At 56.3% G+C, this 23,274-nt stretch carries 17 protein-coding genes; 10 read left to right on the top strand and 7 right to left on the bottom strand.

Features of this window, described 5'->3' with window-relative positions; genetic code table 11:
* Positions 1-11: 11 nt before the first annotated feature.
* Entirely contained in the window at positions 12-569 is a 558-nt protein-coding gene (locus PT275_RS06730; protein WP_277153524.1) for a type 1 glutamine amidotransferase domain-containing protein, read from the top strand.
* 277 nt (positions 570-846) lie between these two features.
* Here PT275_RS06730 and PT275_RS06725 read toward each other — a convergent pair whose 3' ends face one another.
* From PT275_RS06725 to PT275_RS06700, 6 genes are all read right to left on the bottom strand, one after another.
* Positions 847-2,250 carry an MFS transporter gene (locus PT275_RS06725; protein WP_277153523.1) on the bottom strand — a complete coding sequence of 468 codons (1,404 nt, stop codon included), beginning with the start codon at positions 2,248-2,250 and terminating at the stop codon, positions 847-849.
* Between the two features lie 328 nt (positions 2,251-2,578).
* The gene (locus tag PT275_RS06720; protein ID WP_277153522.1) at positions 2,579-3,052 is read right to left on the bottom strand and encodes a MarR family winged helix-turn-helix transcriptional regulator; all 474 of its coding nucleotides are present in this window, start codon (positions 3,050-3,052) and stop codon (positions 2,579-2,581) included.
* Between the two features lie 503 nt (positions 3,053-3,555).
* On the bottom strand, positions 3,556-4,881 hold the full coding sequence (locus tag PT275_RS06715; protein WP_277153521.1) for a type II toxin-antitoxin system HipA family toxin: 1,326 nt from the start codon (positions 4,879-4,881) through the stop codon (positions 3,556-3,558).
* A 23-nt stretch (positions 4,882-4,904) separates the two neighbouring features.
* The gene (locus PT275_RS06710) at positions 4,905-5,393 is read right to left on the bottom strand and encodes a helix-turn-helix transcriptional regulator (protein WP_277153520.1); all 489 of its coding nucleotides are present in this window, start codon (positions 5,391-5,393) and stop codon (positions 4,905-4,907) included.
* 188 nt (positions 5,394-5,581) lie between these two features.
* The gene (locus PT275_RS06705; RefSeq protein ID WP_277153686.1) at positions 5,582-6,967 is read right to left on the bottom strand and encodes an MATE family efflux transporter; all 1,386 of its coding nucleotides are present in this window, start codon (positions 6,965-6,967) and stop codon (positions 5,582-5,584) included.
* A gap of 446 nt (positions 6,968-7,413) precedes the next feature.
* A complete protein-coding gene (locus tag PT275_RS06700) occupies positions 7,414-9,900 on the bottom strand; it encodes a BspA family leucine-rich repeat surface protein (RefSeq protein ID WP_277153519.1) in 2,487 nt (828 codons plus the stop codon).
* 416 nt (positions 9,901-10,316) lie between these two features.
* On the opposite strand from PT275_RS06700, the gene topA reads away from it, so the two are divergent.
* The 9 genes from topA to PT275_RS06655 all read left to right on the top strand — a co-directional run bounded on the left by topA (position 10,317) and on the right by PT275_RS06655 (position 22,515).
* On the top strand, positions 10,317-13,346 hold the full coding sequence (gene topA, locus PT275_RS06695; RefSeq protein ID WP_277153518.1) for a type I DNA topoisomerase: 3,030 nt from the start codon (positions 10,317-10,319) through the stop codon (positions 13,344-13,346).
* A 512-nt stretch (positions 13,347-13,858) separates the two neighbouring features.
* Positions 13,859-14,227 (top strand): hypothetical protein, encoded by a 369-nt coding sequence (locus PT275_RS06690; protein ID WP_277153517.1) that lies wholly within the window; start codon positions 13,859-13,861, stop codon positions 14,225-14,227.
* Positions 14,220-14,489, top strand: coding sequence for a hypothetical protein (locus PT275_RS06685; protein WP_277153516.1), 270 nt, complete (start codon positions 14,220-14,222; stop codon positions 14,487-14,489). Before PT275_RS06690 ends, PT275_RS06685 begins: the two co-directional genes overlap by 8 nt.
* Before the next feature lie 112 nt (positions 14,490-14,601).
* Positions 14,602-15,228, top strand: a complete 627-nt coding sequence (gene tmk / locus PT275_RS06680) for a dTMP kinase (protein WP_277153515.1) — start codon at positions 14,602-14,604, stop codon at positions 15,226-15,228.
* A gap of 289 nt (positions 15,229-15,517) precedes the next feature.
* Positions 15,518-16,669, top strand: a complete 1,152-nt coding sequence (locus PT275_RS06675; protein ID WP_277153514.1) for a DNA polymerase III subunit delta' — start codon at positions 15,518-15,520, stop codon at positions 16,667-16,669.
* Between the two features lie 149 nt (positions 16,670-16,818).
* Positions 16,819-17,376 (top strand): YbhB/YbcL family Raf kinase inhibitor-like protein, encoded by a 558-nt coding sequence (locus tag PT275_RS06670; protein WP_277153513.1) that lies wholly within the window; start codon positions 16,819-16,821, stop codon positions 17,374-17,376.
* A 341-nt stretch (positions 17,377-17,717) separates the two neighbouring features.
* Positions 17,718-19,334 carry a C69 family dipeptidase gene (locus PT275_RS06665; protein WP_277153512.1) on the top strand — a complete coding sequence of 539 codons (1,617 nt, stop codon included), beginning with the start codon at positions 17,718-17,720 and terminating at the stop codon, positions 19,332-19,334.
* Between the two features lie 595 nt (positions 19,335-19,929).
* Entirely contained in the window at positions 19,930-21,510 is a 1,581-nt protein-coding gene (locus tag PT275_RS06660; protein ID WP_277153511.1) for a formate--tetrahydrofolate ligase, read from the top strand.
* Between the two features lie 9 nt (positions 21,511-21,519).
* Positions 21,520-22,515, top strand: a complete 996-nt coding sequence (locus PT275_RS06655; protein ID WP_277153510.1) for a hypothetical protein — start codon at positions 21,520-21,522, stop codon at positions 22,513-22,515.
* Positions 22,516-22,793: 278 nt separating this feature from the next.
* Here the strand turns inward: PT275_RS06655 and PT275_RS06650 are convergent, their stop codons facing one another.
* Entirely contained in the window at positions 22,794-23,147 is a 354-nt protein-coding gene (locus tag PT275_RS06650) for a phenylpyruvate tautomerase MIF-related protein (protein WP_277153509.1), read from the bottom strand.
* Between the last annotated feature and the right edge of the window lie 127 nt (positions 23,148-23,274).

Genomic DNA, 23,274 nt, shown 5'->3' with positions numbered 1-23,274 from the left:
GAGACAGGATTATGGCTACATCGTTGAGTGATAAAAAGGTGCTGATTATCGTACGCAACTGGGGCATCGAGGAGACCGAGATGACACGGCCGCTGCGCGAATTGCGGGCTGCGGGCGCGCAGGTGACGTTGGCGGCGGACGAGCCCAAGCCGGTTGAAACCGTGCGGCACGACCGCTATGTCGGTGAGATCGTCGAGCCGGACACCGTCTATTCCGAGGTTTCCGCCGATGACTTCGATATGCTCGTTGTGCCCGGCGGCACCTGCAACGTCGATCGGTTGCGCATCGATCCGGTGGCGCAAACGCTTGCCAAGGACTTCGCTGCAGCAGGCAAGCCGATTGCGGCGATCTGCCACGCCCCATGGCTGCTGGTCAACTCCGGGCTTTTGAAGGGCAAGACGCTGACATCTTGCCGCTATATCGTCGCGGATATTCAGAATGCCGGCGGCAAGTACGTCGACGAGGAGGTCCACGTCGACGATGCCAACGGCTTCAAACTCATCACGTCCCGCAAGCCCGCCGATCTCGATGCCTTCGTCGGTACAATCAAGGAAACGCTTGCGCAGTAAACGACTGAGCAAAGGTAGTTGGGTACGATTCCAAAAGTGGCAGAATGTTGCAGGTTCTGAGAATGGATCTACCGATTTTTGTCGATTCGTGATTTGAGAAACGGCAGAATGCTGGAGCCTCTGATCGTGCGGATGGGGCCGGTACTCAACATATCCTATCAAGCTATCCGTATTTGCAATACATAATGGTTGTGATGACAATTCAGAAATTGTCATCACAACCATTATTGATAATCGTGGCGATTTGTTTATGGCCTTGTAGCCGTTGTCTCCCGCGTTAGAACAGCGAGCGGAGGATGTCAACGAATTCAATGACGAGGGCGACAAGCAGCACGCCGAAGGCCATCGTCGCACCGTTCGCTGTGCCCACGGCAATATCGGAGGTGGCGGCCTGACCGGCGGCGAGGATGGCGGCGGCGATGGAGGTGCCGACCGCGCCTGCGAACTGCTGGGCGGTGTTGAAGATGGCGTTGCCCATGCTTTGCTGATGGGTGCTCAGGTGCGAGAGCCCGGTGGTCATGATGTTGCCGGAGCTCAGGCCGATGCCGAACATGTAAAGCAGGTAGATGCCGGCTGCTGCGCCGCTGCTTAGATGGTGACCGAAGATGAAGAAGCACAACACCGCGATGATGGCGCAGGTGCCGCCGAGGATCAGCGGCGGCTTCGGACCGACGGCGTCATAGACGCGACCGCCGAGCAGCGCAAGGACGGCACCCAGCGCCGCGCCCGGCAGCAGGGTGAGGCCGGCGATCAGCGGCGAGGAGTGGTCGGCCAGCTGCAGATAGTTCGGCAGTACGAACGACAGGCTCAACGAAATGGCCTGCAGCAGGAAGAACGCAATGACAAAGCCGGAGAAGCGCAGGTTCTTCAAGGTGCGGATGTCGATGATCGGGGCGTCGATCTTGAGCTGGCGCATGCAGAAGAGCACAAGGGCGATGATGCCGACGACGATGGCGCCGCCCACCTGCAGGCTGATGATCGGCTTGGTGGTCATGGAACTGAATCCGAAGATGAGGCCGGCGAAGGTGATGGCGATAAGGGCGATGCTCAAAATGTCAAATTTGACGTCACGGATTTTGCTCTTCTGCTGGATGCAGGCGATGCCGAGCACGAGCGAAATGAGCACGACCGGCAGCAGGCACGCGAAGATGACGCGCCAGCTCGTGTTCGAGACGACGATGCCGCCGAAGGTTGGGCCGATGGCCGGGGCCACTGCGGTGAGCAAGGTGCCGAAGCCCATCATCAGGCCGATTTTCTGAGGTGGAACGGTTTCGAGAATGATGTTGAACATCAGCGGCAGCGCGATGCCGGCGCCGATGCCCTGGATGACGCGGCCGGTCACGAGCAGCGCGAAGTTAGGCGTGAAGATCTCGATGATGAGGCCGGCGAGGAACGAAAGGTTCGCCACGATGAAGAGCGACTTGGTGCGGAAGCGAGCCTTGAGCATGGCGCTTAAGGGCACGACGATGGCGATGGTGAGCAGATTGGCCGTCGTCACCCACTGCACGGTTTCGGTGTTGATGCCGAATTCCTTCATCAGCGTCGGGAAGGTGACGTTCATGGCGGTTTCGACGGTCACGCCGCTCAGCGAGAGCAGGCCGGCCGCGATGATGGCGCCGAAGACTTTGCCCGGGATTTTCTCGGATTGCCGTTGTGGTTGCGCGGCAGCCGTTGATTGCATTGTAGTTTGCGTATTCGATGTCATAAATAGTGACTTTCTTGATTTGTATTGAATGTTATGTTGTTGCCCAAAGTGCTGATTTGATACAACTTGGCGCGCCAAGAGGGTCGAATTTTGATGATTTGGCTCTCAATCTTCATTTTTTGGGCCTCTTGGTGCGCCAAGACCGCTGATTTTGGAAGATATGTAGGCAATTCTTCCAAAAATGGGTCTCTTTGCGCGCCAAGAAGTACAAATTACGCGGATTTATGATGGATAAGTATGGTGTCGCATGATTCTGGCTTTACGTTGGGGCAATGATTATCTGGAGTAAATAGCGCTATCGCGATTACCGAGGAGGCGCTAGTTCGATTCCGGGATCGTCGTCGCGTGTGCGGGCGAAAAATGCCAGCATTTCCTTGAACTCGGCGATCTGCGCGGGGGAGAAGCGGCGCTCGAACTCGCGTTGCTCGTTGTCGATATAGCCGTGGATGGCATCGATACTCTGCTTGGCGCGCAGAGTGAGTTTTACGGTTTTGCGACGGGCGTCGTCAGGTGCCTGTTCTCGTGTGAGCAATCCGCGGGCCTCCATGCGTTGCAAGGTGACGGTAACGGTGGATCGTTGGATGTGGAATTCCTCTTCGATGGCGTGTTGGGCTACTTCACCGCCCGGTTGTGAGCTCATGAAGTTGATGACGGACATCTGCACTTCGGTGAGCCCGTAACGCGCCGCGAACCGCCCGAGCTGCTGAGACATCGCGCTCGAGGACTGCTGCAGCAGGCGCCCGTAGTTCTCCGGCCGCCCGTCCGACGTATCGGTCATATTCTTCTTGCCTTCTCGACAGTCGGGCGGCGCATGGCTGGCCCGACAAAAATTAATTCGTTAGCTAACTAACAAATAATATCGAGGGTCAGGACATTTGATATGGACTGCTGGTCTTGGCATGTTCGCCGGATTGCGTCAAATAGGAATTTAAGCACATATTTCGCCCCCAAATATGCTTAAAATCCTGCGTTACAGTTTCGATAGCATTTCAAGCGCGATTTTCGCTCAAAAATGTGCTTAGATTCCTCCGTCGTGATTTCGATGGCGATTTAAGCATGTTTTGCGATGGTTGCCGATACTTGGTCCGTGTTTGTTGGCTGGTGCGGTTGGTGTCGCAGGATGTTGGCTGGTGCGGTTGGTGTCGCAGGATGTTAGCTGGATGCCGTTGGTGTCGCAGAATGTTGGCTGGATGCGGTTGGCGTCGGTGAAAGCGGGCTGGTACGGTCGGCGTCGCCGGAATCAGCATGGATGAATCGCCTGTTTTGATGAGCGCCGCGCCATTACCAGTTCAGCACCATGTCACATTGGCGCCTGATGCCTGCGCCGATGCGTTTGACAAGTTCTTTACGTTCGATTGCCGAGCTGCCGTTGGGGGTCCTGAGCGATTCCGGCGAGATCTTGAGTTTGGCGACATCGGTGAGGGCGGATTTCGCGGTGTCGTTGAAGGTATCAGGCAGGATTTCGGCATAGTGGCGGAGCAATCCGGCGATGAGCTCCGCGTCGAGTTTGGCATCTTTGCAGAGCTTGAGCCAATGTTTCAGCGTGATGCGCTCGTAGTGGTATTCGCCGCCGATCGACATGGCCATCTTGCGTTCGCCTTTGCGGTCGCCGCGTTGGTCGTAGGCAAAAATCGAGGCGATGTCATAGAACGGCGCGAGCCGAGACGCTTCGCCGACCGGTTCCAAAATGGCGTAATTCTTGGCGTGCGCGTCTGTTCCCCCGATGAGGAAGTTCAGCATAAGCCCAGTGGTGAATTGGATGATATCAGTCTCGGCGAGCGCATTGATACGTAGAAAAGCGATGATGGAGTTAGCGCTTGGCCCTCCATCGGATTGATATTTTTGACGAGTCATATAGCTCATGGCTTGGCAAAGATCTTCTTGGTGAATTCTTGTGATATGAATTTGTCCGTTCGAGCCTGGCTTTTGCCTGCGATCCCAGCGTGTGCTTACGATGGCTGGCGTCCCGGAAAAACTTTGGAATGCCGATTCCGAAACGGAAATGTCAAGATTTCCAAGCGTTTTCATACAAATATATTCGTTGAAGGCTTGCTCGTGCAGCTGCGAGACGCCTGGCTTGAGTATATGTGTGGTTGCCGCTGCTCCCAACGCCTCAAACCATTCACCATTATTTTGGCGTAATGCTATTTTGCCCTGTGCCCCGTTCAGCGACCAATGTTCGTTTGGTCCTTGCCAAGTTGTGGGAACATCGTTTGCGAGATTGGTGAGCCGTTTGCCGATTCCCCTTTTGGTGATTGGCCGGAGTGTTTCGGGTTCCTCAAGTAAATCAAGGTTATCTGGAGACACGAATTGGGCGCCTCCTGCGCAATCGAGTCCGATTGCGGTAAGCAGAGCGAAGGGATTATTGGCACTTACGTCATAAAGTCGTCCAATGCGTTGGCGCATAGTTCGATCGTCTGGCAATACGCCGTCGATATAGGCTTCGACAGGCTTTCCGGTCCATGGTTCAAGCTGTGGCGGCATGGATAAGGATAATTGACCTTCTGCATTGCTGTCGTATAAAAAGCTATGTTTGCCGTTTTTGTCTTCTCTTAGTGAACCGATTGGTCTTCCTTCGAGATACACACGTAATTCGTTGGTCTTCATTGTTTCCCCATTCGCAATTATCCTCATTGACAGTGGCGGATATATCTATAGTATCGAGAACTTTGTCTAGATTCATTTCGGGTGCGTTCGGCCATTTGCTCGAGGAATGCTTCGGTTTTCCGTTGTCCTCTTGCCGCCAGTTCTGAAAGCGTCACTTTTCCCATTGCAGATTCGGCCTGTGTGTTATGGGATTCAGTTTTTTGGATGGCGTTGTCTGATTGTTTTTTTTGAGGCTTGAGAGTTTTCGGTTCTTTCGATGCATCGCTTTTTGAAAAAGAATCTGCGGGCGCATATTGAAGGATGGCAGTAATTCCGAGTTCTCGGAAAAGGCTAAAGATTTTTTGAGTGCTTGGATCTTTTATTTTTCCGTTTTCCATTCGGCTGAGCCACGAACGGGGGATATTCGTTCGATTGGCGAGTTGCGACTGGGTAAGGCCCCTGGCTTTTCGCGCGTCACGCAAAGTAGCAGAGAGTTGTGGGATGGAACGTATCTGCGTTTTGAACATGTCCATTGAGACCCCTGCTTACAAAATGTTCCAATTTTCAATAGAATTATACTATGAAATGTTTCGAATTCCAAACATTTTTAAATTGTGTTAAATTCGAAACATTCTAATAGCGTTTCGAGTTCCAAACACTTTTGCATTTTTCGTTTTACTGAACAACTGATTTATTGTAATGGCGAATAAGCCTTGAAATCTTACTTCTTCAGCCACTTGTCGCCGCGGGCGCGAAGGCCGTTGAAAATCGATCGGCCGCCGATGAAGACGACGCTGAAGACGGCCCAGAGCAGGATCATGCGGACGGTGGCGTTGGGATTGTAGGCGCCGTCGATGAAGTTCAAGACAAGGACAAGCGGTAGATAAATGACGGTGACGATCGAGCAGGTGACGGCGAGGTATTTGTAGTCGCCGGCGCCGATGAGGATGCCGTCGAGCGCCCACATCCAGCCCGCAAGCGGCAGGAAAATCGCGACGACAATCATGCCGATGACGATGAGATGTTGGATGGCCGTGTTCGGGCTGAAGAGGGGAGCGGCGGCGAATCCGAGTGCGATAAGCGCGATGCCGACCGCAATGCCGCCATAAAGCCCTGCCCGTGCCGAAATCCGTGTCATTTCGCGTGCACGTCCGTAGCGTTTTGCGCCGATTTCCGTGGCAACCAGCGCCTGTCCGGAGATGCCGATGGCGTCGAGGATGTTCAGTACGAAGTTCCAGCTGGAATTGACGGCCTGATAGGCGGCGAGCACTTGCGTGCCCATGTGCGTGGCGAGCACGACGGTGGCCACCAGGCAGATGCGCAGGGCGAGCGTGCGGATGAACAGCGGCAGTCCGTCGGCGGCGGTGGCGGTGATACCGGAAATTCGAGGTGCGAGCGATGCACCGGCATCGTGCGACCATTTCAAAGAAGGAATGACCAGATAAATCCCCATAAACCACTGCGCGATCAGCGTGGCCAGCCCGGAGCCCATAATGCCCATGTCGAGCCCGAAAACGAAGAGAAAGTCAAGTGCGGTATTGAGCGCCGCGCCCAGAACGGCGGCGACCAGCGTGATCCGTACTTTCTTGAGCCCGCGGAAAATGCCGTTGGCCGCGTAGACCAGTAGCATTCCCGGAAGCCCGAAGATGACGGCCTGCAAGTAAATGGTCGCGTTGTCGAGCACCTCGCCGCGCGCGCCCATCAGGGAACATAACGGTCGCGCCCCCGCGAAGAACGCCGCCGAAATAATAACCCCGATAATCAGTGCCAGCCAAAGCCCGTCGACGCCGGTTTCAAGCCCTTCGCGCTTGCGCCCGGCGCCCATCAGCTGCCCGACGCGCGAAGTGGTGCCGTAGGCAAGGAAGTTGCAAAGTCCGGCGACGGTGAGCAGCACGGTGGAACCGATGGAAAGGCCGGCCAACGCGGTGTCGCCGATGTGGCCGACGATGGCCGTGTCGATCAGGACGAACAGCGGGTCGGCGATGAGCTGGCCGAAGGTGGGGATCGCCAGCGCGAGGATCTGCCGGTTGATGCGCCTGCGTTCGCTTTTGTCATACGCTTGTTCGTTGTCTGCCGTTTTATCCGTTCGGTTGTTCTCGTTTGTCATTGGCGTTTTGGTCACTGTGCCGATTCTCTGAATTCTTGGTTTCCGGGCGTTTCGATTGCCATTGTAATGGCGTAAAAGATAGGTTTCCAGTGCCGATTGTGTGCTTTTCGTTACGCGATCAGGATCGTGCAGTGTGTCGCCGATGGTGCGCTGAAGCAGTTTGAAACAGGTACGGCGGATTCGTTGCGTGCGTTGCTCTGGATCGTGGGTCTAAGAGCGGTGTTTGGAATCGGAATTTGACCAGTAGTTATAAATGGCCTAAAGGCTGGAGCATGGGGTGCAGGAATGCGATTTGCCTTGCTGGAGTAAACGTTCTATCGCGTTTTGTACCGTAAGATTGGCATGAAAAGCCGATCCGACCGCACATAAAGAAGGACCGCGCAACGGCGAACGCTGCACGGCCCTCCTTCTCGGATTATTGAGTGATGGTGCTATTGGCGGCTCCTTTATTGGTTGGCACGGTGTTGTGAACTGATGGTGCTGTTTCTGCGTTCATAGGCATAAACCATCGCGCAAATAGCGAGCACAACCAGCAGAATGAATGCCCAGACCGGTACCGTCCTCATCGAGTCGGTCTGTGCCATGGCGCCCTGAGCGGCTTTGTCCTGCGCGTCGCACCGATAGGCGACGGGAGAGACGGAACCACCGAGATAAGCGATAGGTTCGCAGCCTTGTTGTGATTTCTTCGGGCTTGTGGCCTCTGGAGCATTGCCGCCTTCGCCGAGTGTCTGATCATTGGGTATCGGTAGCTGCGGGGTGGCTACTGCGAGGCCGAAAGCACTGCGAAGGTTCGTGTTCGCACGTCCGTTGGCGGGGTTCATGCGAATCCCGTTTACGCTTGTGTCGGCACCGTCGGCATTCGCTTTGGCACCGTTCGTGGTTGCATGACGCGGGGAATCGGTTGCCGAAGATGAGGCCTGCGATCCAGGAACGTTTGAGTTGGAGGTGGAAGGTGTGATGAGGACAACGCCCGACGTGTCTGAAGCCGCAGTGGACTTGTGACGATGCTGCTCATTTGAAGACGCCGTCTTGTCTGGCGAGGCCGTCACGTTCGAGGACGTCGGCTTGGAATTGCTGTTGCCGGCTGGCTTGGAATCGCTGGCCGTAGAGGGAATATGGCCGTTGTGCGTAGGTTTGCTGTCGGTTTTGCCAGGTTTGCCGTCATGCTTGCCGGGCTTGTCGGTCTTTCCGGTCTTTCCTGTCTTTCCGGTTTTGCCAGGTTTGCCGTCATGCTTGCCGGGCTTGTCACTGGGCTTCGGCTTCAGGTTGACCGTTGTGCTGTGAGCGGGCTTGTGCTGTGGTGTCGGCGTGATGGTGATGGTCTGGATCGGCTTCGGCTTCGGTATGGCCTTCCAGGTCGCGTAGAGGGTGGTGTCGCCGTCAGCCAGATTTGCAACGTCACCGGGCTTGTATGAGCTGCCGGTGCCATCCTCCTTGGTGTTCCACGTGAACGTATAGCCTTTGGCTTCGGCGTTGTCGGCATCGAGCAGTTTGTATGAATTCTTGTCCGGCAGCGTCTTGCCCAGGGTGCTGACATTCTGCGGGGCGGACTTACCGTCGACGTGAACGCCCGTGGCATGGCCTCCGCTGATATTGTATTGCATGGCTGCGGTGTCGGTGAGATGGGTGCCGGCAGGCAGCGATGTTCCGGGCTTCAGGGTCAGCGTGCGGTTTTCCTGCCAGACGTATGTCCCGGCGGCTTGGGCGGCGTCGGTGAGGCTCCCGCTTTGGATATCGTTCCAATCGTAAGTGCGTGCAGTGTCTTCTGCGCTCAACGTGCTTCCTGGCTGATAGACCTTCACCCATTTGCCCGTGTAGGGTTCGTTGGACGAAACGTGCAATGAAGGCTGCCAGCCGCCCAATTGGGTGTGAGGGCCGATGGATATCTGCTTGATGGCGAAATCGCTCTCGAACAGGTTGTCCATAGTGGTGCTGTTGTTGGTGATGAAGGTGCTGAGGTCGACGGCGGCGAGCCTGTCGTCACCGCTGAACAGCCTGTCCATGGTAGTCACGTTTCTGGTGTCCCAATTGTGCAAATCGATGAAGGTCACATGCTGGCATTGGCGGAACATCGCGCCCATGTCGGTCACCGAGCCGGTGTCCCAGCTGCTCAGATCAAGGCTGGTCAGGCTTGAGCAACTGTCGAACATATGCGACATGTTCGTGACGTTGCCGACGTTCCAGCCGCTTAGGTCGAGCTTTTCGAAATCGCTGGTCCCGAACATCTGAGACATATCGGTGACATGGCTTGCGTCCACGTTGCCGGTGTGGTTCAGATGCTTAAGGCCGGAAATGCCGTTGAACAAAAAGCTGCTGTCTACAGGCAGCTGGGTCTTGCCGGCAAAGTCAACGTCCGTATATGCGGCATGGCCTTCGGTATACAGGTTCTTGAAGAACGTATTATCGGGTATCTGCGCCTCTTGGCCAGGTTCGGCGTTGATGGTGAGGGTGCAGGTGTCGCTCGTCGTCAAAAGTTCCCAGCTTCCGCCTGCAAGATTCCCCTGCGTCGCGCCATTGTCGCTGCAGGTGGATTCGTCCTGCACACCGACGGAAGGTGTCGGCTTGGCAAGTGACGGTGCGGCGGAGATGCTTGGAATTGCCGGGGTCGACTTCGTTGTGGCGTCTTGGCCTTGTGCCTTATTCGTGTCGGTCGTCGATGTCTTCGTCTTGTCGGATTGGGCTTGGTCTTGCGACTGTGTCTGCTGGTTCGACGTCGGTTGCCCTTGCTTCGTCTGCAGCTTTTCGCTTGGCTTCTGTGCCGCTTGTGCAGGCAGTTTTTGGTTTTGGTTTGTTTGTCTCGGTGTCGCTACCTGGGATGCTTGATCCTGTTGCGGCTGCATCCCGCCGATGTCGTTGGCGTTGGCAAACGCCGGCGTCACCAGCATCGCCGCAGCAACGGCGATGCCAAGCGCAGTTTTTATATCCTTGCGCATATTTCTCCCCTTCAATTTTCAAGTAAGTAAGAATTCGGCATTTAATATATAAATGCCTTATTCCCTTCCCCCAAAAAAATACAGTAATGCGTATATTGGACGAATAAATAGACGAAACATTGTTTTATCCATTAATTTCTGCCGTTCGCTCATCATTGCCGAAATGATTGAAAATCCAAGGAGATGGCAAATAGAGGTATGGGCGCTTCACCGCGATTGGGTACCTCGAAGATTGAAGATTTGATGATATCTCCCGCGGGTGCACCACGGTTGGCTATGATGGTACGAATGTTCGGTGCGGTATGGTAGTCCTTATTAATATGTTGCGCCACGCGCTACACTGATGTTTCGCTGTATGCTGTGGGTAAGTGGTAAGTAATATGACGAACGTAACCTCGAAACGTGAAGGAGCGGTTATGGCGGCTGGTAAGAAACTTGTCATCGTGGAGTCTCCGACCAAGGCGAAGAAGATCGGTGGATACCTCGGCAAGGATTACACGGTCATGGCCTCAGTCGGTCATATCCGCGATTTGGCGCAGCCCAGCCAGGTTCCCGCCTCCAAAAAGGCGAAGTTCGGCCGGTTCGGCGTCGATGTCGACGACGGTTTCGAGCCGTATTACATTGTTGGGCCTGAAAAGAAGAAAACCGTCGCGCAACTGAAAAGCGCGCTGAAAGACGCCAGCGAACTCTATCTCGCGACTGATGAGGATCGCGAAGGCGAGGCCATCGCGTGGCATCTGGTGCAGACGCTCAAGCCCAAGGTGCCGGTGCACCGCATGGTCTTCCACGAGATCACGTCATCCGCCATCAAAGCGGCCGTCGGCAAGACCCGCGACGTGGATGCCAACATGGTCGACGCCCAGGAAACGCGGCGTGTGCTTGACAGGCTGTACGGCTACGAACTTTCGCCGGTACTTTGGCGCAAGGTCGGCCCTGGGCTTTCCGCCGGACGTGTGCAGTCCGTTGCCACTCGTCTGATTGTCGAGCGCGAACGGGAACGCATGGCGTTCGTGCGCTCGCCGTATTGGGACGTCATCGCCGAGCTTTGTGCACCCGACGAGCAGGGCGAGAATGTCGATTTTGAATCTCGTATGGTTTCGCTGGGAGGCTCTCGTCTGGCAACTTCGCGTGATTTCACATCCACCGGTGCGCTGACCGCCGCCGCGCGGAAAGACAACGTCTGCCAGCTTGACGAGGCTCAGACCAAGGCAATAGCCGCGGAGCTGGAACATGCACCGTTCACCGTGGTGTCCATGGAATCCAAGCCGTACCACCGCCGTCCGGTGCCGCCGTTCACCACCTCGACCATGCAGCAGGCCGCCGGCAACCGGCTTTCGATGAGCTCTCGCCAGACTATGCGTGCCGCCCAAGGTTTGTATGAAAACGGCTTTATCACCTACATGCGTACCGATTCCGTGACGCTTTCGCAGGAGGCCATCACCGCCGCCCGCGAGTCCGTCACGAAGAACTTCGGCAAGGAATATCTGTCTGACAAACCCAAGCAATATGCTACCAAGACCGCCGGCGCGCAGGAAGCGCACGAATGCATCCGCCCTGCCGGCTCGAAATTCCACGATCCGTCCGAACTGGCCACCAAGGTGCCGCCGGATCAACTGAAGCTTTACACCTTGATTTGGCAGCGCACGCTCGCCTCGCAGATGGCCGATGCCACCGGCTTCACCGCTACCGTGCGGCTTTCTGCGCCCGCCGGTGATCGGGGAGAGGCCATTTTCCAGGCTTCCGGTACCGTCATCGAGTTTCCCGGATTCCTCAAGGCCTCCGGATGGCCGCGTCGTTCCTCCGGTTCTTCGTCTGCTTCGCTGGCATCCGGTTTGTCCGCCGCAAAGGCGAAGGATACCAAGGATTCCGTCAAATCGCGTGATTTCGAAGAAAACGAGGCGTTGCCGCCGATGAAAACCGGTGAGGTGCTCAACGCCACATCGGTCAGTGCCGACGGCCACGAGACCCAGCCCCCGGCACGCTATACCGAGGCGTCGTTGGTCAAGACGCTCGAAGCCAAGGAAATCGGCCGTCCGTCCACTTACGCCAGCATCATTTCGACAATCATTGACCGTGGCTATGTCTACGAGCGTGGGCGTGCGTTGATTCCATCCTGGTTGGCTTTCGCGGTGACAAAGTTGCTGGAAACCAACTTTCCGAAGTATGTGGACTATCAGTTCACCGCCGATATGGAAAACGGGCTTGACAAGATCGCGCAGGGCAAGGAAACCAGCAAGGAATGGCTCACCCGTTTCTACTTCGGCGACGGATCCGACGCGGCGAAATCTCAGGACGAGGCGCATGAGGGCCTGCAACAGCAGGTCGCGCAGCTCGGCGACATCGACGCACGCGCCATCAACACCATCGAGATCGGCGATGGTCTGCAGGTGCGCGTCGGCCGTTATGGCCCTTATCTCGAGGACACGAAGAACCTGGACGCCGAAGGCAACCCCGAACGTGCCTCGATTCCCGAGACAATGGCTCCCGACGAGCTGAGTGTCGAGGCCGGCCATGAGCTTATCAAGAACAATGCTGGCGGGCCGCGTGTGCTGGGCAAGGATCCAGCCACCGGCGGTACAGTGGAAGTCCGCAACGGACGGTTCGGTCCGTATATTGCGCTGATCTCACCTGAAGCCGAAGCGGAGATGAAGGCCGAACGCGAGGCCAAGGCCGCCGCGGCGAAAGCCGGAGACGCGGCGGATACGGCTCACGCCAAGGAAGGCAAGGCTTCCAAGACGGCAAAAACCGGCAAAACCGCCAAGTCCACCAAGACCCGTGTCAAGAAAACTGCCAAGTCCACGGCACCCAAGCCCAAGATGGCGTCGCTGTTCAAGACGATGAGTCCGGATACAGTGACGCTTGACGAGGCGCTGAAGCTGCTGAGCCTGCCACGTGAAGTCGGCAAGTATGACGAAACCGATGCCAAAACCGGCGAAACCAGCGAGGCCGTCGTCACCGCAAGCAACGGGCGTTACGGCCCTTATCTCACCAAGAAGAGCGCAGACGGCAAGTCCGATACGCGCTCGCTTGGCAGCGAGGATGAGATTTTCACCGTCGATTTGGACAAAGCCAAGGCGCTGTTCGCCCAGCCGAAGTACGGTCGTGGTCGCGGCAGGGGAACGGCCAAGCCGCCGCTGCGCGATCTCGGAGCTGATCCGGAGAACGGCAAGAACGTGACCATCAAGGATGGTTTCTACGGCGCCTACATCACCGACGGCGAGACCAATCGTACGCTCCCCAAGCAGTACACTCCGGAGTCCATCGACCCGGCCACCGCCTTCCAGCTGCTCGCCGAAAAGCGCGCCGCCGGGCCGACGAAGCGCCGCGGCCGTCGCAAGGCGACCACGCGAAAGACCAGCATGCGTAAGGCCAGTACCAAGAAGTCGACAGCGCGCAAGACGACCGCTAAAAAGACCGCTACCCGCAAGACGGCTGCCAAGAAGTAAGGGCTAATCTTTGTAGCCTGCGTCGACGAATTTATCCCGTTCCTGTTCATTCAGGGCGGGGTAAATTTCTGTATTACATAATCTTCAAAGATTTGAAGAAAAAAATATCTTCCGATTTGCATTTACGTATCGCTTTTGTTTCGTTTTGGTAGGGCTACGGGTTACGGCAAAGGCTGGGAATTCGTGCCTGTACATGCCCATCGGCTATTTAGCGGTTATTGACCGGAGAGATTTTCCGCTTATTGGGGAAATGCGTTATTCGGTAAATGGTCGTGGATGGCGAATGCCGATAACCGATGGTTGTGAATAATGGACGGCTATTATCGGATTTTTGTGGACGACTCGCCGCTGTAGGTCGCGACACGCCTGAAATGTGGATAACCCCTATCATCCGACCACAGTGCTTGGTTTTGTTCCGGTGATTTTGCCTTTTGTGCTTCGATGGAGTCAATGATGATTTCCACCGAGTGAATTTCCACCGAGTGAAAGAAACAAGTATGACGACCCGATCGATGTCAGATAACAGCAAACGTAGAAGGCCTGAAAACGTGAAGGTTCCGGCTCGTTCTCGTCGCGCTGGCAACACCTCGCGTCCTCCTGTTTTCCCGCTACAATTGGCGGTATTGCAGGAGGAAAGGAGGTGCAATATGCAGTGCGATGACTTGTTTGAGATGGACGGTGTGCGGCTCGGCTATACCGAGGACACCGTCACGATTACCGAAGTGGATTACGGACGCAAAGCAGTGTTCGATAATAAAGGCAATCTTCTTTCGTCGAATTTTCCGGAAGATTTCATGCCGTTTCTGTTGAACTATTACAAGCTGAATTATGATTTGGTGCAGGGCTCCCGCGAAGTAGATAGGGAGTTTGGCGATGACTGAGGAATTCTTTATTCATGGCTATGAGGTCTCATTCAATATCCATGATGGTGGTCATGGTGTGCATGTGCATGTTTCTCAAGGGCGAAGCAGGGATATGGCGAAATTTATACTCGCCAAAGACGGCAATGTTGTGTTGTCCCATGACAAAGGGAAATTATCGCCCAAAATGGTGAGGGCCATTCAAGTTGCGTTAATGCATCGATATCCGCTTATTGTCAACAGTTGGGACAAGACATTCGGCGAACATCATTTCGATAAATAAAGCATGGTAATTTCATTAAACTGTTGTGTTGGTTTATTGCTTTCAAGATAGGGTGATATTGGAGAACGCGTTTTGTTCTCTGGATATATCGAATCAGGCGGGATTGAGGATTATGAGCGGGGTGTTTATTTCGTTTGAGGGCGTCGATGGAGTGGGGAAGACCACGCAGGTCGAGCGCCTGAAGAATTATATCGAAGAGATGGGGCGTGAGGTCGCGGTCACTCGAGAGCCGGGCGGCACGAAGCTGGGGCTGGCTTTGCGGCAATTGCTGCTGCACGGTGGCGATATCGCGCCGCGCACCGAAGCGTTGCTGTTTGCCGCCGACCGGGCCCAGCACGTCGCCGAGGTCATTCGGCCGGCGCTCGCACGTGGGGCCGTGGTCATTTCCGACCGCTATATCGATTCGTCGCTGGCCTATCAGGCTGGTGGCCGGGAGCTTACGCAAGATGATGTGCGAAAGCTGAGCCTGTGGGCGACGAACAACCTGCTGCCCGAACGCACATACTTGCTTGATATGGATCCAACGGTTTCGCACGGGCGGCTCGAACACAGTGAGGATCGCATGGAGTCGGCCGGTGACGGGTTCCAAGAGCGTACGCGTCAGGCGTTTTTGGATTTGGCGGCGAAAGAAAAATCGCGGTTCAAAGTTATTGATGCCTCAAAGCCCGTTGATGAGGTATGGAACCAGATTCGTGCCGATGCCGATGATTTGCTGGCCGATTGGTCGTGCGGGCTGTGATCGATGGAACTGTCGGAACTTGTGGACGGCGATTCGTTCTTTCAACAGGCCGGTGTATGGGCGTAAGTCGTTAAGCCATGTCGGATTACATAATGTAATACTTAATGTGCCGGGTGGCCGCTTCGCTGGTTAAGTGGTTTGGTTTGCGGTGTTTTGGGGGGGCATTGTCGTAGGGCATGTGCGAATCCGCCGATGCCGGCAGGTTCGAACGAAACTTTGAAGTAATACAATTGTGGTATCTATCGGTAGTCTGAAATAGTGTGGTGATGACGGAACAACTGGAGGAACAATGAGCGTATGGGACTCGATCGTCGGCCAGGAGCAAGTGGTCGGGCGGCTGCGTGCCGTCGCGTCCGGCGACCCCAAGGCCATCGCCCAGTCATGGCTGATTTGTGGTCCTCCCGGATCCGGCAGGTCCAACGTTGCGCGTGCGTTTGCGGCCGCGCTGGAAAGCCCGAGCCACGGTTTAAATGACGAACCGGAACGTTCGAGCGAGCAGGTATTGGCCGGTTCACACCCCGATGTCACCATTCTGGCCACCGACAAGGTCACCATCGGCATCGACGAGGTGCGCGACCTGATTGAAACCTCTGAGCAGACCCCGAGCATCGCGCCCTGGCGGATTATCATCATCGAAGATGTCGACCGCATGCTCGAGCGCACCACCAACGTGCTTTTGAAGGAGATTGAGGAACCCAGCCCGCATACCATTTGGCTCCTGTGCGCCCCCAGCGCCGAGGACGTGCTGCCAACCATTCGCTCGCGTACGCGCGTCATCAATCTTGCGGTGCCCTCAACACAATCCGTTGCGAAGTTCCTAGAAATGCAAGAGCATATCGAGCCCGCCCTTGCCGCACAATCCGCACGTTTGGCCGAAGGGCATATCGGAGTGGCCAAGCTCTATGCCACCAACGAACGGGTAAGGGGTGACCGGGCCGAACTGGTGTCCGGCGTACTGAATCTTGCCAAGGCCTCCGATGCCGTGCTCCTTGCCGGTCAGCTTATCGACAATGCCAAGGCGCAGGCGCAAACCGATGTCGAGGATCAGGCAGGCAAGCAGGAAGCGGAATTCCGCCGCATCAACGGCTTGGGTGAAAAGGACCGGATTCCGCCGCAATTACGTGCAGCCTTCAATCAGATCGGCAAGAAGACCGACATCAAGCGCCGTGCGACCAGACGCATCCGTGATGTGCTCGATCGTGACCTCAATACCATCGCCAGCATCTATCGGGATGTGTCCGTGGTGCAGAACAATGCGGAAGGCACAGCCGGCCTCATCAATATGGAAAAGCGTTCGTCAATCGGCAACCTTGCCGAGCGCCTGACCCGACAGGGTGTGGTCAACCGCCTCGATTCCATTGCCGTCGCCCGCCGCCGACTCAACGGCAATGGCAACCAAACTCTTCTCTTCGAGGCCCTGTTCTGCGCGTTGCTCGCGTGATAGGAATGGCCGGTTGCGACCCGGTATCGAAACGTAGCTGTCCCTGTGTTCTCGCGTGCTTCACGTTACTGAAACGTAGGTAGAAAATATGTTCACTATTGATTAGGCGAGGGCTGCGTTTCGTCACAAGGCTGAGGGATACTTAAGACATGAAGATTTCAGCAGATTTTACGACTATTCCCGACGATTTCACCGGGGCTGCGGCACCCGAATACAAGGTCGACGGCACGCCGATCGTCTCGTTCCCCTTCTACATCGACGAGGTGCAGGCGAACATGCATTATCTGCACTGGCAGCTGACCGACCCTGACTCGATTCCCGTCTGCGGTTTCGAATGGATTCACTGGTCGTCGGCCAACGTGCCGATCGACGCGCTGATGTTCGATTTCAACGATTCGCACGCCCTGCAGATTCCGCCGGACTTCTCGCGCACACTGCCGACGATGATTCCCGAGTCCGCGCAGGGACGTACCAGCGCCGCCAGCAAGTTCGTGGGTTCGAGCAATCCAGCGGTGACGATGCGATACAACGGTCCGACTCCGCCCGACAAGCCACATGGCTACGTGCTGCACGTCTGGGCTACCGTCGACCCGCTGCCGGACATGCGTCAAGGCTTCTGGCTCAACGATTTGTATCATAAGATTCTTGCCTACGGCGGCCCCATCGACGACGCCGAGATCACTTTCATCGGCAATCCGGCAAAGTAGGCGTTTCCGGGCGAACGGATTTTTCCCCATTGCAGAGTTTCCGGTAAATCTCGCTTTTTAGAACCTCTTGGCGCGTCAAGAGGTTCATTTTTTGAAGATTTACCCTCTAATCTTCGGTTTTCGGGCTTCTTGGCGCGCCAAGTACCCCCTTTTTCCGAAGAATTGGGCATCATTTTGGATTTTTTGGGGTTCTTGGCGCGCCAACAGATCTTAAAAATGGAGAATGGGCGGTGAATGTAAGAAAGAAGCGCAACGGGGATGTGATACGGCATCCATGATGGCACCGCCTCCATTATCATTGATACCAGCATTCAATAATTCATTGGGAGGAATAAGAAAATATGGCATGTACCACCATTCTGATTGGCAAAGACGCAAGCTATGACGGCTCGACCATCATCGCGCGCAACGAGGATTCGGCGAACGGGGAGTTCAACCCCAAGCGTTTCGTCGTGGTCAAGCCGGAGGACCAGCCCCGGCATTATCGCAGCGTCCTGAACCATCTCGACATTGAGCTGCCGGACAATCCGTTGCAATACACTTCGATGCCCAATGCCGACCTTACCAACGGCATCTGGGGCGAGGCCGGCGTCAACGAGGCGAACGTGGCCATGAGCGCCACCGAAACGCTGACCACCAATGAGCGTGTGCTCGGTGCCGATCCGTTCGTCGAGTTCGAACCGGCCAAGGGCAAGAAGGGCGAGCCGGACTATGTGCCTGAAGTCGCTGGCGGTATCAGCGAGGAAGATTTCCTTTCCATCGTCCTACCGTATATCAAGACCGCCCGCGAAGGTGTGGAACGCCTGGGCTCGCTGCTCGAACAGTATGGCACCAACGAGATGAACGGTGTCGCCTTCAGCGACGTCAACGAGATCTGGTGGCTTGAGACCGTCGGCGGTCACCATTGGATCGCCAAGCGCGTTCCGGACGAGGCTTATGTCACCATGCCGAACCAGCTGGGCATCGACGAGTTCGACCTTGAAGATGCCTTGGGCGAGCAGGAGGACTATATGTGCTCTACTGACCTCAACGAATTCATCGAGGCCAACCATCTCGATCTCGCCGTCGAGGCAACCACCCCGCTCAACCCGCGCGACGCCTTCGGTTCGCACTCCGATTCCGACCACGTCTACAACACCCCGCGCGCCTGGTACATGCAGCGCACGCTGAACCCGTACGACGAGGTGTGGGACGGCCCGGACGCCGATCATACCCCCGAATCCGACGACATCCCGTGGGCCCGCCAGCCCGAGCGCAAGGTCACCATCGAGGATGTCAAGTATGTGCTGAGCTCGCACTATCAGGGCACGCCTTACGATCCTTACGGCCACAAGGGCGACGAGCACACCCGCCATATGTACCGCTGCATCGGCATCAACCGCCAGAGCCAGCTTTCCGTGATCCAGATTCGCCCGTACCGTCCGCAGTCCGACCGTACGGTTCAGTGGATTTCCTTGGGCTCGAACCCGTTCAACGCGCTGGTTCCGTTCTATCCCAACGTCGACACGACGCCGGCCTATCTCGAAGCGACCACCACGCGCGTGACCAGCGAGAACCTTTACTGGGAGAACCGCATCATCGCGGCCCTTTGCAATTCCGCGTTCGCCGAGACCTCCAACGCCATCGAGCGCTATCAGGAGCTCACCGGTGCCATGGGCCATCGCATGATTGCGGCCACCGACGAGCAGATCGCCAGGCTCGGCGGCGACAAGGAGGCCAGCGCGGAATCGATGGCACAGACCGAGCTCAACGCAGGCAACCCCGAAGGCGACGTCGAACCGATGGAACCTGACCAGATCATCGCCGCCACCCGCAACGCCGAGGTGCGCGAGGTCCTGCGCGCCGCCAATCAGTCGATGGCCGACCAAATCAAGAAGGAGACGGACAAGCTGCTTGATTCCGTGCTTTACACGGTCTCGATGAAGATGGCCAACGGCTTCAACCGTTCCGACAACTAAGGCTTAGGTAGGTGCTGCTGAGGTTTGTGCGGCTGCGGCGTTTATGTTTGCGGCTGCGTTGGCCCTGGCAAGCCGATTGTTCATTAAATTGCAACAAGGTCGGTCGATAGAAATCAAAGAACGGCGGTATTCCGCGGTTCTGGATGTTATATCGATCGACCTTTTGCTGTTTTCCAACTGCAACAGCGTGATTGGCTGTGTGCCTATGTCGCTGATTTGAAAATTCTTACGTCATGATTGTGGAGTGTCCTACATCAATGATTTGAAAGTTCCTATGTCATAATCATGGAAACTTCCAAGTCGGTATCCGGGAAGTTTCCATGTCAGTGATTCGAGAGTTTCGGCATTTTCATCACGCGTAGCATCGCCCCAGTAATTCGTGGCTATTTTATCTTTCGTCAGAATAGTTTTGTGATTTGGGATCGAGGGTTTTGTTTTTGGCATGCGTCCCACCTGCGGGCGCGGCTGCTGATAGGCTTTGGGTATTGGTTGCGGGTTTATCGGCAGCGTTGATTCGCTGAAATAGCTTTGCGTTGGCAGTGATAGAGTCTAGCAACTTTGGATAGTTTTTACGCGCGTTGAAAGCAGGTATGGCATGGCTCTGATCGATCAATTCACTACCCAATATGGACTGGTCAAAAAAATCGATGCGTTTGGTTATCTCGATTACTTGAAGAACCACGCCGACGAACCGCGCAAGCACGGACAGGTCATCCTTGTTACTGCCGATACGCCGCTGAAGGCTTCGCGCGGTGAAGGGAAGACCACCACCACCATCGCGCTGATCGACGCGCTGCGCGCCCGTGGCATCGACGCGACCGCCGTATTGCGTCAGCCGAGCATGGGCATCACCGCGGCCGGTTCCAAGGGCGGGGCATCGGGCGGCGGCAAGTCCTCGCTTTCCCATCCCGAGCTGATTGACTGGGGTCTGTGCGGCGAAATGGCCGCCATCGAAAACGCGCAGAACCTGCTGGTCTCCTTCGCGGAGAAGGCCATTGACGAAGGCCGTATCGACACGATTCTCGTGCCGCGCGTCTCGGAAGTGCCCTCGCGCTCGCTGCGCCAGATCGCCGTCGACCGTGGCAAAGGCAACGTGCCTGAGCGCGTCGTCCTGACCCCGACCTGCGAGCTCATGCAGATTGTCGTGCTCTCGCATTCCATGGACGAGATTGCCGAGCGCGTTTCGTCAATGGTGGCCGGCACCAAGGACGGTAACCCCGTTACCTTCGGCGAATTCATTGACCTTTGGCGCATCACCGGTATCCTCGGTGACGCGGTGAAGCCGGCGCAGACCGAAACCGTCAACGGCTCCCCGGTCTATGTGCACTGCGGCCCCTTCGCCAACGTGTCGCTTGGCATTCCGAGCCTGATTTCCGTGGAAATGGCCTGCGCGCTGCACGACGTCGTGGTGGTCGAAGCCGGATACGGTGCCGATGCCGGCGCCCAGAAATGGCTTGACATCGCTTGCCGCGAGTTCGGAGCTCAGTGGCCGGCGGCTGCTGTGGTCGTCACCCGCGCCTCGACCTGGCGCGACGACCCGAAGCTCGCCTGGCGCTACCCGTTCCACGTCCATCGCCTCGAAAGCCTTGGTATTCCTACCTTCCCGTTGGTCAATCTCTGGGACGGCGAAGACGACCAGATCGATTCCCTGCGCGACACGGCGAAGTCGCTCAACTTCCGCGACCCGATCATCGGCAACCTGTTCCGTGACGGAGGCGAGGCTTTGGCTCCGCAGCTTGATGCGTTTGTCGGTGCGATTGGTAATACAAATAATTCCGCCAATGCCAGCACCGTCAATGTCTTAGACGCCCCCGCCGATGCCGCCGACCCCGAAGCTGCCGACAATCGCGCCAGCCACAAGGGCATGGGCCTGGTCGAGGACGTGAAATGGATTGCCAACAACGCGTACGGCGTTCCCGCGGACCGTGTGCTGTTCAAGCTGGGATTCGAGCAGTCTCTTGCCGAAGCGACCGAGCTTTGCAACGGCGTCGGCACCAGTATCGACGACCTCGCGGTGGTGGCGGTCAAGTCCCCGGCCACCATGACCGACGACGATTCCGCCGCAACCGACGAACGCACCGTCACTCTTAAAAAAGTCGAGCCGCATCTCGGCGCCGGCGTGGTGCAGGTCAACCTCACCACCTCGCTTACCACCCCGATGCCGAAAATCGTCTGAGGCCGTCGCATGGCTGAGCATGACGCCGATGACGAAAGCAAGTCGCCACAAGGTCAGGTTGAAAACAGCAAGGCTGCAGATGGCAGCGGGTCGTTGGATGTCCAGTCTGCGGATGACAAGACTGTAGATGGCAAATCCGTAGAGAGCGAGACGTTGAGCGGCGAGTCTGCAGGCGGCAAATCCTTGGAAGCTAAGTCAACAAGCAACAAGTCTGCTGGCGAAAAACCTGCGGACGGCAAGGCTTCGGCCCAGAAATCCGCCGACGGCAAGTCCGCCGTCCAAGGTCCTTCGGGCACCAACAAGCTGAATGCCGACCAGCTTACGGCCATTTCCGGGCTGGCGAAAGACAATGTCTACGTCAGGCAGTCCAAGTGGACCACGTTCCGCCAGCTGCCCGCAGGTCAGAAAGGCTCGTTTTTCGTCCAGAATTTCCTGCTGGGCACGGTCGCGATCGTCGCGGCTGTTGTCATCGTCGTTTCCTTGGTGGTCACGTATCTGACGAAGCCACCCACCCCGGTGTTCACACTCGAAGCAGTGAATATGCACCAGGATTCGTCGCAAATCAGCGCGTTGAAAGACGGATTCGTCAAATACGACAACATCAAGGACTCGCGCCTGATCGATTTCGGCAGCGATCTGCACATCGCCAAAAACAGCTATGCCGACGATTCCGCGAAAATCATGACCCAGATTTCCGCCGGCCAGATCAACGCGATGATTTCCGACAAGAAGACGATAGCGACGCTGTATAAACGTGGCTTGGTCAACAAGCCGTCGGAAGTGCTCACCGCTTCAGAGCTCAAGCACTATTTGGATATGGGGGTTCTGGTCGACGCGCAAGGCAACCCTGCCACGAGTGCCAAAACCGCCGTCGCTTTCGACCTTTCCCGCTCACAGACGTGGAAGGCCAAAGGTCTGCCGGAATCGGCGCTTTTCGGTTTCGCCAACGTCAATAACGGTAAAGACCATCCCCGCGCTTTCGCACGCTATCTCGATTTCAAGTAGGCGGACTGTATCTATCGGCCGTGGAGTTCCTGCAGCCGACAGCATGGCCGTGGCCCATCGGCGGAATTCGGTGGCCTGCCTGTTGTTCACGCGGTAGCCGGTGGCGTGATTGCATTGAAACCATAAAACGATTGGGCAATGCTTGCCGGTTGAAGTAGCTGTCAAAATTCTTGAGCAACTCCATAACAACAAGGCGATGAGCCGAACCAATAAAATGCTTGGTTGGTTTATCGCCTTTAAATGATTGTTATCGGCACTATTCAGCGCCGGCGCAAAAATCAGAAGTTGCCGCCGTTCCAGCCCCAGTCGCCTGTGGCCGTGTAGCGGATATAAGTGCGGTCCTCAGGCACACCGAGCTCCTTGTTGAGCGCGGTCATGATCTGCTTCGACATCGATTCCCAAACGGAACGGTCGACGCTGCCGGGCGCGCCCATCACGTTCACCTCGACGTAGGCCGCTGGCTTGTCATCGGTACCACCGAAGTAAATCGGCATGTTGTCCTCGAACGGGCACATCAGCCAGCTCTCGGTCTTGCCGGGGACGGCGGTGATGGCCTTACCGTACGCGGCTTTCAGGGCCTCGCGCTGCGACGGTGTGGTGGAAACGGAAACGTGGGTGTGGATGACTGGCATGATAGCTCCTTTGTCGTTATGAATCTGCACGTGCTTTTATAGTAACCGTTTTCGATTGCGGGGCTATGAACATTCCCATTTTTCGTATACGCAGGAAGTTGGCAATGGCTGCAATGTGGCGGTGCTG

Origin of the sequence: Bifidobacterium sp. ESL0745, assembly GCF_029433335.1 — a bacterium.
In the GTDB taxonomy this organism is placed as follows: Bacteria; Actinomycetota; Actinomycetes; order Actinomycetales; family Bifidobacteriaceae; genus Bifidobacterium.
Note: the sequence above shows the minus strand (reverse complement) of the source record. Positions and strands in the feature narration are given on the sequence as shown.